This window comes from Klebsiella sp. GFKo11 (assembly GCF_056490265.1).
Genome location: NZ_CM151369.1, coordinates 5254758 through 5268426, shown reverse-complemented (window position 1 = coordinate 5268426; position 13669 = coordinate 5254758). Strand labels below are relative to the sequence as shown.

Annotated in this window: 11 protein-coding genes; 3 read left to right on the top strand and 8 right to left on the bottom strand. The window is 50.7% G+C overall.

Annotation, left to right across the window (positions count from 1 at the left end):
- Nucleotides 1-5 precede the first annotated feature (5 nt).
- The 8 genes from AC07P6_RS25315 to leuL all read right to left on the bottom strand — a co-directional run bounded on the left by AC07P6_RS25315 (nucleotide 6) and on the right by leuL (nucleotide 9414).
- Nucleotides 6-1220 carry an MFS transporter gene (locus tag AC07P6_RS25315; protein ID WP_304256107.1) on the bottom strand — a complete coding sequence of 405 codons (1215 nt, stop codon included), beginning with the start codon at nucleotides 1218-1220 and terminating at the stop codon, nucleotides 6-8.
- Nucleotides 1221-1232: 12 nt separating this feature from the next.
- Complete coding sequence (locus AC07P6_RS25310; RefSeq protein ID WP_304256111.1) at nucleotides 1233-2096, bottom strand: shikimate dehydrogenase; 864 nt, start codon at nucleotides 2094-2096, stop codon at nucleotides 1233-1235.
- 10 nt (nucleotides 2097-2106) lie between these two features.
- Nucleotides 2107-4140, bottom strand: a complete 2034-nt coding sequence (locus AC07P6_RS25305; protein WP_304256114.1) for an oxidoreductase — start codon at nucleotides 4138-4140, stop codon at nucleotides 2107-2109.
- Between the two features lie 410 nt (nucleotides 4141-4550).
- Entirely contained in the window at nucleotides 4551-5156 is a 606-nt protein-coding gene (leuD, locus tag AC07P6_RS25300) for a 3-isopropylmalate dehydratase small subunit (RefSeq protein ID WP_182236317.1), read from the bottom strand.
- Nucleotides 5157-5166: 10 nt separating this feature from the next.
- On the bottom strand, nucleotides 5167-6567 hold the full coding sequence (leuC, locus tag AC07P6_RS25295; protein ID WP_182236319.1) for a 3-isopropylmalate dehydratase large subunit: 1401 nt from the start codon (nucleotides 6565-6567) through the stop codon (nucleotides 5167-5169).
- A gap of 2 nt (nucleotides 6568-6569) precedes the next feature.
- On the bottom strand, nucleotides 6570-7661 hold the full coding sequence (gene leuB, locus AC07P6_RS25290; protein ID WP_478314957.1) for a 3-isopropylmalate dehydrogenase: 1092 nt from the start codon (nucleotides 7659-7661) through the stop codon (nucleotides 6570-6572).
- The gene (gene leuA / locus AC07P6_RS25285) at nucleotides 7661-9232 is read right to left on the bottom strand and encodes a 2-isopropylmalate synthase (RefSeq protein WP_110272572.1); all 1572 of its coding nucleotides are present in this window, start codon (nucleotides 9230-9232) and stop codon (nucleotides 7661-7663) included. Before leuA ends, leuB begins: the two co-directional genes overlap by 1 nt.
- Nucleotides 9233-9327: 95 nt before the next feature.
- Nucleotides 9328-9414 (bottom strand): leu operon leader peptide, encoded by an 87-nt coding sequence (gene leuL, locus AC07P6_RS25280; RefSeq protein WP_110272571.1) that lies wholly within the window; start codon nucleotides 9412-9414, stop codon nucleotides 9328-9330.
- A gap of 605 nt (nucleotides 9415-10019) precedes the next feature.
- On the opposite strand from leuL, the gene leuO reads away from it, so the two are divergent.
- The 3 genes from leuO to ilvN all read left to right on the top strand — a co-directional run bounded on the left by leuO (nucleotide 10020) and on the right by ilvN (nucleotide 13598).
- Nucleotides 10020-10988 (top strand): transcriptional regulator LeuO, encoded by a 969-nt coding sequence (gene leuO / locus AC07P6_RS25275; protein WP_112215534.1) that lies wholly within the window; start codon nucleotides 10020-10022, stop codon nucleotides 10986-10988.
- 391 nt (nucleotides 10989-11379) lie between these two features.
- Nucleotides 11380-13104 carry an acetolactate synthase 3 large subunit gene (gene ilvI, locus AC07P6_RS25270; RefSeq protein ID WP_331329691.1) on the top strand — a complete coding sequence of 575 codons (1725 nt, stop codon included), beginning with the start codon at nucleotides 11380-11382 and terminating at the stop codon, nucleotides 13102-13104.
- A gap of 2 nt (nucleotides 13105-13106) precedes the next feature.
- Complete coding sequence (gene ilvN, locus AC07P6_RS25265; RefSeq protein WP_110272568.1) at nucleotides 13107-13598, top strand: acetolactate synthase small subunit; 492 nt, start codon at nucleotides 13107-13109, stop codon at nucleotides 13596-13598.
- The last annotated feature ends 71 nt before the right edge of the window (nucleotides 13599-13669 follow it).

The following is a 13669-nucleotide window of genomic DNA, read 5'->3' as shown; positions in this document are numbered from 1 at the left end:
GACCATCAGGCGGTTGCTGCAACATGAGATGTTTTTGCAGCGGCGCGAGCCTGAAACTGACGATAACCGATGTACAGAGCGATCACAAAGCCGACGATAGCGATCAGGAGATCAAACCACATAATGCTGGCGATACCAATCTTCGACAGTTTTGCCGTGATGAGTGGAATCGTAAAGCTTGCCAGACTCCCTGCGGTATAAAAGATCCCGGTGGCTTTGCCTTTTCCGTTAGGAAAGCTCATCGCCATAATGGTCGCGCCTATCTGCAGAACACCGCCAGCGGCGGCAAAGCCGATGATAAAGGCGAACCCGGTAACCACCATTGGCGTCGGGAACAGGCAGACGATCAGCAGTGAAATCATCGACAGGAAGGTATAGATGATCATGGCGACGGCTGAACTGAACACCTCTTTGACGAAGGCCGCAGTGACAAATACGCAAGTCAGAGAACCCGCAGTATAGACGCTCAGCAGTTTAATGGCCGACTCATGCGGGATCCCCGCCACGAACTCGCCGTACTGCGCTAACCATTGGCTAACCAGATAGAAAGTCGCCATCCCGATATAGCCGTACAGGGTAAATACCACCATATCCAGCTTGCCGGAATTAGCTTGCGGAGCAGCTGTAACAGCCTGGGACTTTTCGACAGTTTCCTTTTTCGCCCGATGATCCGGGAAAGGCATTTTTATCAGATAGATGGCGCTCAGAACCATCAATGCTGCGGCGATGATAAACGACCAGCCATACCACATATTCGCCCATATCAGCGCGCCGATAATGAACGGCAGCAGGAACTGCCCAGCAGAGACGAAGGCTTTGATCAGCACGTTCGCGCGGCTGGCGGAGTTAGGGAAAGACTCCATCAACGCCGGATAGGTTCCGGAATCGAGGAAGCTGTTTGCCAGACCTGCCATAATGCCGAAGAAGTAGGCCATATAAATGTTTTTCGTCAGTAAAATACCGAGGAAAAACACCAGATAGCTGGCGATCCCTAGATAGATAAAGGGTTTGCGTCCAAAGCGATCGGACAGGAATCCTGTCACGATCGTGGCGAGTTTACCAATACCTAGCGACGATATGACGATGGAGACGCCGGCAGCGTCGGTTCCCCATTGCGTCTGTAAATTCGCCATATTGAGGGTAATTAATAATACCCCCATGCCATGGATCAGATAGTTAAGGTATAGCCCCGCTGCCGTTGGGACATATTTATTTTTCATCGCGCCCCATCCTTAAAAAAGGATACTTTTGACGTGTTCAACCGGCATTTCTTTGCCCGTCCAGATTTCAAAAGCACGCGCACCTTGCCAGAGCATCATGCCCAGACCATTGATGGTGCGGCAGCCTTTTTTCTCAGCCACTTCCAGCAGATACGTTTTGCGCGGGTTATAAACCACGTCAGAAACGATCAGATCCGGGCGCAGGAAGCTGTCGTTAGGCAGCAGCATCTGGCCTTCAAACGGTTTCATGCCAACGCCGGTCGCGTTAGTAAGAATGACGCTGCTGTCGATCTCGGCGCGCAGTTTGTCATGATCGTCCAGGTCGAACAGATGGATCGCACAGTTGGTGTTATTACGGATCTTGGCGACGGTTTGTTCTGCGTTGGCGAAGAATTTATCTTTACGGTTGAAGATGGAGATCTCTTTGACGCCATCCAGCGCGGCCTGTACGCAGAGCGCGGTTGCCGCGCCGCCTGCACCTAATACGGTCATTTTTTTGCCGATTATGTCGATGCCTGCTTCAGACAGCGCGCGCATATAGCCGGTGCCATCGGTGATGTGACCCGTTAACACGCCGTTGTCGTTCACCACGGTATTCACCGCGCCAACCAGTTCTGCTGCCGGGGAGAGCTTATCCAGATACTGGCAAATTTCGGTTTTGTTCGGCATAGAGACGTTGCAGCCGCGCAGTTTTAGCGCCCGAAAACCCTGTACGACATCTTTCAGCTCCTCATTACCGACTTCAAAAGCCAGGTAAACATAGTCCAGCCCCAGTTTGGCAAAGGCTTCGTTATGCATTGTCGGTGACATGCTGTGGCGAATCGGAGTTGCAATCAGGCCAATCAGCTCAGTGTGTCCAGTAATACGTTCTGCCATGATAAAATCCTCAATATGTTAGAAATGGAATTTTTGTAGATTCGCGGTTACCCAGAGCACCCATGTCTTCCAGGGTGTCCAGCACGTTGCGCCCCTCGCGCACGCCATCAATGATTCGCCGGGCCATCAGGCTGTCGCCGATGTTCATTATTTTTACGTTATTGGCTCTGGCCCATTGTTCAATCTCATTGAGACCGGTGGTATTGGCGCGCATTCCCAGGCAGACGAAGCCGTAATCAAAGGGAATGTCAAAGGTGCTATCCGCGTTTTTAACTGTGAAGTGAGTTGGAGTAACGGCAACCAACTGCGTTTGCATGTGCTGTTCCACGTGATGTTCATCAAGCATGGTCAACATGGCATTTTTAGTGATGATGTCCAGGTCGCGGCCCGCTGACTCCTGCATTTCGATAAGTACTGCGCTGGCACCGCGTGCGGAGAAATATTCGATGACGTCCAGACCGACCGCACCTGCGCCGACGACAGCAATGCGTTTACCTTTCGCATCGGCAAACTGGTCCAGATGATGAATCATATTGGTAATCGAAAAGACGCTGCCGCCTTCGACATCAATGTTCTCGCGCAGCCCTTCAATTGGTGGCAGCAGAGGAACCGAACCGGTCGCATTGACAATTAAATCAGGGTGCAGGGCGGAAACCGATTCAACAGTGGCGCGTTTGCCGACCTGTAGCATCAGGTTATCCAGCGAGGCGATACGGTTTTTCATAAACTGCGGGAAATCGGCAATACGCTTTTTCTCTGGCAACAGAGAGATCTCGCTGGCCAGCCCGCCGATGCTGTGTTTTTCCTCAAGCAGCCAAGTGTGGCAGCCGACTTCGGCCGCGGTACAGGCCGCTTCCATTCCCGCCGTGCCAGCGCCGATAACCACCACGTTGGTGTCGCGGTTCACACGCTGCTGTTTGTAAGCGTCGCCGTGGATAATATCCGGGTTGATAGAGCAACGCAGCGGGCGAGAACGGGCGATGCGGTGATCCGCGCAGCCAATGTTGCAGGAGATGCATTTGCGCATCAGGCGCTCGTTACCGCTCTGGACTTTTTGTACCCATTCTGGCTCGGCGATAAGCCCGCGGCCAATCGCAATCAGGTCGGCATCACCGCTGGCGATAATATCTTCGGCGACTTTTGGTGAACGAATGTTGCCTGCAATAACCGTTGGTTTGTGGAATTTGTCGCGAACCGCGCGGGAGAGATAACGCTTCCAGCCATCCTCCAGAGACATCTGGTCAATCTGGAAATTCAGGTTGTCGTTTTGCGCTGCGGAGACGTTGATAATATCGACTTTGTCCTGGCACAGTTCGAGGATGCGCAGCGAATCTTCGAGCGTATTTCCGCCTTCTAAGAAATCATCAGCGCTAATACGTAAGCTCACCGGAAAACGTGGCCCTACGCAGGCGCGCACTTTATCAACAATTAAGGTTAATATTCTGGCGCGATTTTCTATACAGCCGCCAAATTCATCGGTGCGTTTATTAAACAGCGGCGATAAAAACTGGCTAATTAAATAAGAGTGACCAGCGTGAATTTCCACACAGTCAAAACCAGCCCGGCGTACGCGCTCTGCGGCATCGCCAAATTTACTCACGGCGTGATAAATTTCATCACGTGTCATCGGGCGCGGAATATTGCCATTCTTTTTCGATGGTGTGCTGGAAGAGGAAAGCGGCATTTCACCATTCAGACGATAAGCATAAGCTGAAGCGCCGGCATGGTTTAATTGGATACCGACGCAGGCACCGTGTTTATGCAGGGTTTCGGTTAATTTGAACAGTCGTGGAATATATTGATCGTTATCGATACGCAGCTGCGTTGTGCCATTAGAAGCGAAAGGAAAATCGATACAAATATTTTCGATAGTGATGAGTCCGGTGCCGCCACGCGCGCGTAACTCATAGTATTCAATCTGTTCCTGAGTGACTTCACCGTTCAGGCTGGCCAGGTTAGTCCCCATTGGCGGCATGATGATACGGTTTTTTATGGTCATCCCGTTAATGGTCAACGGGGAAAAAAGGTGGGGGTAGTGGCTCATATGCTCTCTCCACTGGATGCCTGATGGTCGCCGTACGGCGATCCTGGCCTGTCCAAAGTTAATATTTCTCTATGGGGAAAGATAACGAGGCGCCAAATGGAAAAATAATGCTTTTTTTTGCGTAGAGCTATAGTGTGCTTCTATGGAATTAACGTTTTAGTTACATGTTTGTATTCTTATCTTAAATATCTCAAGCGATTTTTTACTTGTACTTGTGAATTGACACAATAAAAGGAGGGGAATGATTGAATAAATGCCCAATTGATAAATATTTATTTTCCTGGCTTTAAATATTTCTATATATCAGGCCGAACAATATCGATATATGTGCGCCAGATCTCATTTTTCTACTGAGGAAAACAAAAAAGCCCGGCGCAAAGGCCGGGCTGAGAGGTGAACTGCGCGTGGTTTTAATTCATAAAGGCGGGTTGTTTATTCTCGTAAGTAGAGATTGCATCTTCATGCTGCAGCGTCAAGCCGATGCTGTCCAGGCCATTGAGCATGCAGTGACGGCGGAAAGCATCAATTTTAAAGCTGTAGGATTTATCGCCCGCTTTAACCACTTCAGCTTGCAGATCAACTTCAAATGTAATGCCTGGCTGCGCCTGAACCAGCTTAAACATTTCATCGACCTGTTCGTCGCTCAAGGTGACCGGCAGCAACTGGTTGTTGAAACTGTTGCCATAGAAGATATCGGCAAAGCTTGGGGCGATAACGACTTTAAAACCATAGTCGGTCAACGCCCACGGCGCATGCTCACGAGAGGAGCCGCAGCCAAAGTTTTCTCGCGCCAGCAGAATCGACGCTCCTTTGTACTCAGGAAAGTTCAGCACGAATTCCGGATTCGGCTGCTCACCTTTGTCATCAAGGAAGCGCCAGTCGTTAAACAGGTGTGCACCAAAGCCGGTACGAGTGACTTTTTGCAGAAACTGCTTTGGAATGATTGCATCGGTGTCCACGTTCGCGGCATCCAGCGGAACCACCAGGCCGGTATGTTGGGTAAATTTCTCTGCCATGATGGTTTCCTTATTTCAAGCTACGGATGTCGGCGAAATGGCCGGTAACGGCTGCCGCTGCGGCCATTGCCGGGCTGACCAAATGGGTGCGTCCGCCACGGCCCTGGCGGCCTTCAAAGTTACGGTTGCTGGTAGATGCACAGCGCTCACCCGGGTTCAGGCGATCGTTGTTCATTGCCAGGCACATGGAGCAACCCGGCAGACGCCATTCAAAACCGGCCTCGATAAAGATCTTATCCAGGCCTTCCGCTTCGGCCTGCGCCTTCACTGGGCCAGAACCTGGTACAACCAGCGCCTGAACGCCCGGAGCCACTTTGCGACCTTTAGCAATTTCCGCTGCGGCGCGTAAGTCTTCGATGCGAGAGTTGGTACAGGAGCCGATAAAGACTTTATCAATCGCCACTTCAGTTAACGGCACGCCAGACTTCAGACCCATATACGCCAGCGCTTTTTCAGCACTCGCACGTTCTACCGGATCGGTGAATGATGCCGGGTCCGGAATAATGTCGGTAACGGAGATAACCTGGCCTGGGTTTGTTCCCCAGGTGACCTGTGGGGCAATCTCTTCTGCTTGCAGAGTGACAACGCTATCAAAAGTCGCGCCATCGTCGGTGGTCAGGGTCTTCCAGTATGCGACCGCATCGTCAAAATCCTGGCCTTTGGGCGCGTGCAGACGGCCTTTCACATAGTCAAAAGTCGTTTGGTCAGGCGCTACCAGGCCTGCTTTGGCGCCCAGTTCAATGGCCATATTGCACAGGGTCATACGACCTTCCATGCTTAAATCACGAATAGCTTCGCCGCAGAATTCGACAACGTGCCCGGTACCGCCAGCGCTGCCGGTTTTACCAATAATCGCCAGTACGATATCTTTTGCCGTGATTCCTGGAGCCGCTTTACCCTTGACTTCAATTTTCATGGTTTTAGCACGACCCTGCTTGAGGGTCTGGGTCGCCAGCACGTGCTCAACTTCTGAGGTGCCGATACCAAAGGCCAACGCACCGAATGCGCCATGAGTCGCCGTGTGGGAATCGCCACAGACGATAGTCATACCCGGCAGGGTAACGCCCTGTTCCGGCCCCATCACGTGGACGATGCCCTGGTAAGGGTGGTTCAGGTCATACAGTTCAACGCCAAACTCTTTGCAGTTTTTAATCAGTTCCTGCATCTGGATGCGCGCCATTTCGCCGGACGCATTAATGTCCTTGGTTTGCGTTGAAACGTTGTGATCCATGGTGGCGAAGGTTTTACCCGGTTGGCGTACCGGGCGGTTGTGGGCGCGCAGGCCATCAAATGCTTGCGGCGAGGTAACCTCATGAACCAGATGACGGTCGATGTACAACAGCGGGGTTTCGTTTTGCGCTTCATAAACGACATGAGCATCAAACAATTTTTCGTATAACGTCTTCGCCATGATTACACCCCTTCAGCGACATAGCGGGCAATGATATCGCCCATTTCATCGGTACCGACCGCTGCCGCACCGCGAGCTAAATCGCCAGTACGCACGCCTTCTTCTAATGCACGGTTGATCGCATTCTCAATTGCCGTTGCCGCGTTATCGGCATCCAGGCTGTAGCGCAGCAGCAGCGCCAGCGACAGGATCTGCGCGATCGGGTTAGCGATGTTTTTGCCTGCGATATCCGGAGCGGAGCCGCCGGCTGGTTCGTACAGGCCGAAACCTTGCTCGTTGAGGCTGGCGGATGGCAGCATGCCCATAGAACCCGTGATCATGGCGCACTCATCGGACAAGATGTCGCCAAACAAGTTGGAGCACAGCAGAACGTCGAACTGAGATGGATCTTTAATCAGCTGCATGGTGGCGTTGTCGATGTACATATGCGTCAGTTCAACGTCGGGATACTGCTTGCTAATTTCACTGACGATTTCGCGCCACAAAATAGAAGACTGCAGCACGTTGGCTTTATCAATAGAAGTAACTTTGTGACGACGCTTGCGAGCAGACTCAAACGCAATGTGAGCGATACGCTCAATCTCAAAACGGTGATACACCTCGGTATCAAACGCTTTCTCGTGCTGACCACTGCCTTCACGACCTTTTGGTTGGCCGAAGTAGATGCCGCCGGTCAGTTCACGAACGCACAGAATATCGAAACCGTTGGCGGCGATATCCGCACGCAGCGGGCAGAACTCTTCCAGACCCTGGTACAGCTTGGCTGGACGCAGGTTGCTGAATAATTTGAAGTGTTTACGCAGCGGCAGCAGCGCGCCGCGCTCCGGCTGCTCTGCAGGCGGCAGGTGTTCCCATTTCGGGCCACCAACGGAACCAAATAAAATCGCATCAGCCTGCTCACAGCCTTCTACGGTCGTCTGTGGTAACGGAGTGCCCTGACGGTCGATGGCGATGCCGCCGACGTCATGCTGACTGGTGGTAATGCGCATATCAAAACGGTTGCGAACAGCTTCCAGTACTTTCATCGCCTGGTTCATGACTTCCGGGCCAATACCATCACCTGGCAAAACAGCAATATGGTAATTCTTCGACATTACACGGTTTCCTTATTGTTCTCTTTATTCTGAGCTTTGCGTTGCAATTCTTTCTCGACTTCGGCGGCGCGCCAGATGTTGTTCAGGACGTGAACCATGGCTTTCGCGGATGATTCCACGATATCCGTTGCCAGACCCACGCCGTGGAAGCGACGTCCGTTGTAGGTAGCCACGATATCCACCTGACCCAGCGCATCTTTGCCCTGACCCTTGGCGTTCAGATCGTATTTAACCAGCTCAACCTCATAGCCGGTGATACGGTTAATCGCCTGATAAATGGCATCTACCGGGCCATTGCCGTTGGCGGCTTCAGCTTTGGTTTCTTCACCACAGGCCAGCTTCACGGACGCGGTCGCGATATCGCTGGACCCGGACTGGACGCTGAAGTAGTCCAGGCGGAAATGTTCTGGCTCTTCTTGCTGCTTGTTAATGAAGGCTAAAGCTTCCAGATCATAATCAAACACCTGGCCCTTTTTATCCGCCAGCTTCAGGAAAGCGTCATACAGATGATCCATGTTGTAGTCGCTTTCTTTATAGCCCATCTCTTCCATACGGTGTTTCACCGCGGCACGGCCTGAACGAGAAGTCAGGTTCAACTGAACCTGGTTCAGACCGATAGATTCCGGGGTCATGATTTCGTAGTTTTCGCGATTCTTCAGCACACCATCCTGGTGAATACCAGAGGAGTGAGCGAAGGCACCGGTACCGACGATGGCTTTGTTCGCGGGGATCGGCATATTACAAATCTGGCTAACGGTCTGGCTGGTGCGCCAGATTTCGTTGTGATTAATGCGGGTGTGCACATCCATGATGTCTTTGCGCACTTTGATAGCCATGATCACTTCTTCCAGCGAGCAGTTACCTGCGCGCTCGCCGATGCCGTTCATTGCGCCTTCAACCTGACGAGCGCCGGCGTGAACCGCAGCGATGGCGTTACCGACCGCAATGCCTAAATCGTCATGAGTGTGGACGGAGATAATCGCTTTATCGATATTAGGAACGTGTTCATACAGACCGGTAATGATATTGGCGAATTCGAACGGCATGGTGTAGCCAACGGTGTCCGGGATGTTGATAGTGGTTGCGCCAGCGTTGATCGCCGCTTCAACGACGCGCGCCAGATCGGCAATTGGCGTACGGCCAGCATCTTCACAGGAAAACTCAACGTCGTCAGTGTAATTACGTGCGCGCTTCACCATATACACCGCGCGCTCAATCACTTCGTCCAGGGTGCTGCGCAGCTTGGTGGCGATATGCATCGGTGAGGTGGCGATAAAAGTATGAATGCGGAACGCCTCGGCCACTTTTAAAGATTCTGCCGCTACATCAATATCTTTTTCAACACAGCGGGCCAGCGCGCAAACGCGACTGTTCTTAATGTTGCGAGCGATGGTTTGTACGGACTCAAAGTCGCCCGGAGAAGAGACCGGAAAACCAACTTCCATCACATCAACGCCCATACGCTCCAGGGCCAGAGCAATTTGCAGCTTCTCTTTTACACTCAGGCTGGCCTGTAAGGCTTGTTCGCCGTCACGTAAGGTTGTATCGAAAATAATGACTTGCTGGCTCATGGTTTAAATCCTTAGTCTGTGTCCGGGCGCCTTGCTGACGAGCATAAAAAAACCCGCGCATCGGCGCGGGTTTTATAGTCTTGCTGGAAGATGACTTAACGATGAACGTCGCCCAACAGCCTACCGCGCAAAATGGATGCGTTTAGTAGTAGTAGGCTGAGGAAGCGAGTGGTGCAAATCATTGCGTCATACTCCAAATGAAATCGTTATGCTTTTAGAGTTACTGGATATGGCGTTTAATGTCAACACTCGGAAGAAGAAAACGTCTTTTTGCCTGAGCAGTGAATTAGCTAATTGTGCTAGAGATCGCGCTTTTTGACCGATGATCCTTTTTTGGATGTTGCTCCTCGCTGTGTGACTGTCAACATTTGATAAGTTTTCTTTTCACTTACGCTCTCATTTCCTGTGCGTTGTGGCTAGATGATATCTTAATGAAAATTATGAATTTATTTATTGTGTGAATGTTTTTGTGTGAATGTGGATAGATTATCAATGATAAATAAACGTTAACTTTAAGGGTGACTTAAATAGATACTTTAATAGTGCTTAAATTATAGTTAACCACTACTGTTGTTGTTTATTTTTAATATTTATGGGTAAACTTAATGCCATCAAGTAAACGATATGGTTTAAGTGGTTTCGGTACTTTCAATCGCGCGGATTTTTCGTCGCCACTCATAACCTTGATATATTCCTAAAATTCATCTTTGCTCTTTTGCAAATGTCATATGCATGATAAATGATATTCTCAGAATTAATTACTGCACTTTGGCAAAGGGAATTTAGCGTGACAGTGGAGTTAGATATGTTAATTGAAGGTACTGAATATAAAGCTGCCCCAGGGGCAGAGATCACTAAACCTCAACTGCGTATGGTTGATCTCAATCTACTTACCGTTTTTGATGCGGTGATGCAGGAACAAAACATCACCCGTGCGGCACATTCTTTGGGAATGTCCCAACCAGCGGTCAGTAATGCGGTATCACGTTTAAAAGTGATGTTTAATGATGAGCTGTTTGTTCGCTACGGACGCGGCATCCAGCCTACAGCACGTGCTTTCCAACTATTTGGCTCAGTACGTCAGGCACTGCAATTAGTGCAAAATGAATTACCAGGCTCTGGCTTTGAGCCGCTCAGCAGTGAACGTGTTTTCAATCTGTGTGTCTGCAGCCCGTTAGATAACTATTTGACTTCCGTTATCTTTAATAAAGTTGGCGAAATTGCGCCGAACATTCATTTGGTTTTTAAATCTGCATTGAATCAAAACACTGAGCATCAATTGCGTTATCAGGAAATTGAATTCGTTGTTGGTTATGAAGAGTTTCGTCGTCCTGAGTTTGCTTGTGTTCCATTATTTAAAGATGAAATGGTGCTGGTTGCCAGTCGGAAGCATCCGCGTATTTCCGGGCCGTTAATGGAGACGGATATTTATCAGGAAGAACATGCGGTGGTTGCTCTCGACCGCTACGCATCATTTAGCCAGCCATGGTATGACTCTGCTGATAAACAATCTCGCATTGCGTATCAGGGAAATGCGATGGTCAGCGTATTAAATGTTGTTTCGCAAACCAACATGGTTGCAATTGCACCACGCTGGCTGGCGACTGAATTTGCCGATAAGCTGGATCTACAAATATTACCTTTGCCGCTGAAAGTGAATAGCCGCACCTGCTATCTCTCCTGGCACGAAGCGGCGGGGCGCGATAAAGGCCATCAGTGGATGGAAGAATTACTGACGAGTATTTGCCAGCGCTAAATTGTCGCTAAACAAACGGGGGCTTCGGCTCCTGCTTTGTGTGACAAAAGTCATCAAATGCAGAATTTTATTCTGTTTATCCTCGCAGGTGGCCATCGACATCAGATGAAAAATGGATGATTTACTGTAGTTGGTAATTTTATCCGAGTATTGACCATCATATTTTCTTATCCCTGAAGTTTTTCACCGCTTTTCTTCTTAGAATCTTTCTTTTCTTCTATTAATGCTTGCAGTGTGGCGGCGGTGGCTAATTGCCTGCCCGTTGGCGAGCAGTTATGGTAAAGGCATGCAGTCTATTCACCTCACTGCGGAGCCTTTTTGCTTCGTATTGTGCGAGCGCGCGGAAATTGGATTCCGCTGTCGTTAAAAACAATAAGCCGGGAGGCAAACCATGGAGATGTTGTCAGGAGCCGAGATGGTCGTCCAGTCGCTAGTCGATCAGGGCGTCAAGCAAGTGTTCGGTTACCCCGGGGGCGCAGTCCTCGATATCTATGATGCGTTACATACCCTTGGTGGTATCGATCATATTCTGGTTCGCCATGAACAAGCCGCTGTTCATATGGCTGATGGCCTGGCCCGTGCGACAGGCGAAGTCGGCGTGGTGCTGGTGACGTCGGGGCCAGGAGCCACGAACGCGATTACCGGCATTGCGACGGCCTACATGGATTCTATTCCGCTGGTGATTCTTTCCGGACAGGTCGCGACCTCTTTAATTGGTTACGATGCTTTTCAGGAGTGCGATATGGTGGGGATTTCCCGACCAGTGGTGAAGCACAGCTTTCTGGTGAAGCAAACCGAAGACATCCCTGGCGTCCTAAAAAAAGCCTTTTGGCTGGCGGCGAGTGGACGTCCTGGTCCAGTGGTGGTTGATTTGCCGAAGGATATTTTGAACCCGGCGAAAAAGCTGCCTTACACCTGGCCAGATACGGTCAGCATGCGCTCCTATAACCCGACGACAACGGGCCATAAAGGGCAGATTAAGCGTGCGCTGCAAACGCTGATTACGGCAAAAAAACCGGTCGTTTATGTTGGCGGTGGGGCGATTAATGCGAAATGTGAACCGCAGCTATATACCCTGGTTGAGAAACTGAAGCTGCCTGTCGTTTCTTCGCTGATGGGGCTGGGCGCTTTTCCTGCATCGCATCAGCAGGCATTAGGGATGTTAGGTATGCATGGCACCTATGAAGCCAACATGACCATGCATAACTCTGATGTGATTTTCGCTGTTGGCGTGCGCTTCGACGATCGTACGACGAACAATCTGGCAAAATACTGTCCGAACGCGACGGTGCTGCACATTGATATTGATCCCACTTCGATTTCAAAGACCGTTCCCGCCGATGTTCCTATCGTTGGTGATGCGCGTCTGGTGCTGGAACAAATGCTGGAGCTACTCGAACACGAGGAGTCTCTGCAGCCGTTAGATGAAATTCGCGACTGGTGGCAGCAGATTGAACAGTGGCGCGCGCGTCATTGTCTGCAATACGACACCCAAAGTGGCAAGATCAAACCGCAGGCGGTTATCGAGACTATCTGGCGTCTGACTAACGGCGATGCGTACGTGACGTCTGATGTTGGCCAGCACCAAATGTTTGCAGCACTCTATTACCCTTTCGACAAACCAAGGCGTTGGATTAATTCCGGCGGTCTGGGCACCATGGGCTTCGGCCTGCCCGCTGCTCTCGGCGTGAAGATGGCGCTGCCGGAAGAAACGGTTGTCTGTGTGACGGGTGATGGCAGTATTCAGATGAATATTCAGGAGCTGTCTACCGCGTTGCAATACGATCTTCCTGTATTGGTACTGAATCTGAACAACCGTTATCTCGGGATGGTTAAGCAGTGGCAAGATATGCTCTATTCTGGCCGTCATTCACAATCTTATATGGAATCGCTACCCGATTTTGCCCGCGTAGCGGAAGCCTATGGTCATGTCGGGATTCGTATTAGCGACCCACAAGAGCTGGAAGCGAAGCTGACTGAAGCACTGGAGCAAGTACGTAACAATCGCCTGGTTTTTGTCGATGTGACGGTTGACGGCAGTGAGCATGTATACCCTATGCAGATTCGCGGCGGTGGTATGGACGAGATGTGGCTGAGCAAAACGGAGAGGACCTGATTATGCGCCGGATATTATCAGTATTGCTGGAGAATGAATCGGGTGCATTATCCCGCGTGATCGGTCTCTTTTCGCAGCGTGGCTATAATATTGAAAGCCTGACGGTAGCACCGACGGACGATCCGACGCTGTCCAGGATGACGATTCAAACCGTTGGCGATGAGAAAGCGATAGAGCAAATAGAAAAGCAATTACATAAGCTGGTGGACGTTTTACGCGTTACTGAGCTTGGGCAGGGCGCGCACGTTGAGCGAGAAATTATGCTGGTGAAAGTCCAGGCCAGCGGTTATGGGCGCGATGAGGTCAAGCGCAACACGGAGATTTTCCGTGGGCAAATTATCGATGTGACGCCGTCTATTTATACCGTTCAACTGGCGGGCACTAGCGACAAGCTGGATGCGTTCCTGGCTTCACTGCGCGATGTTGCGCGAATTGTGGAAGTGGCTCGCTCCGGCGTGGTCGGATTGTCGCGCGGCGACAAAATCATGCGTTGAGTCGCTGAAACTGATGTAAAAATAGCCCGACACCGCCTGTCGGGCTATTTTTTTGCGAAATCGGTGGGAAC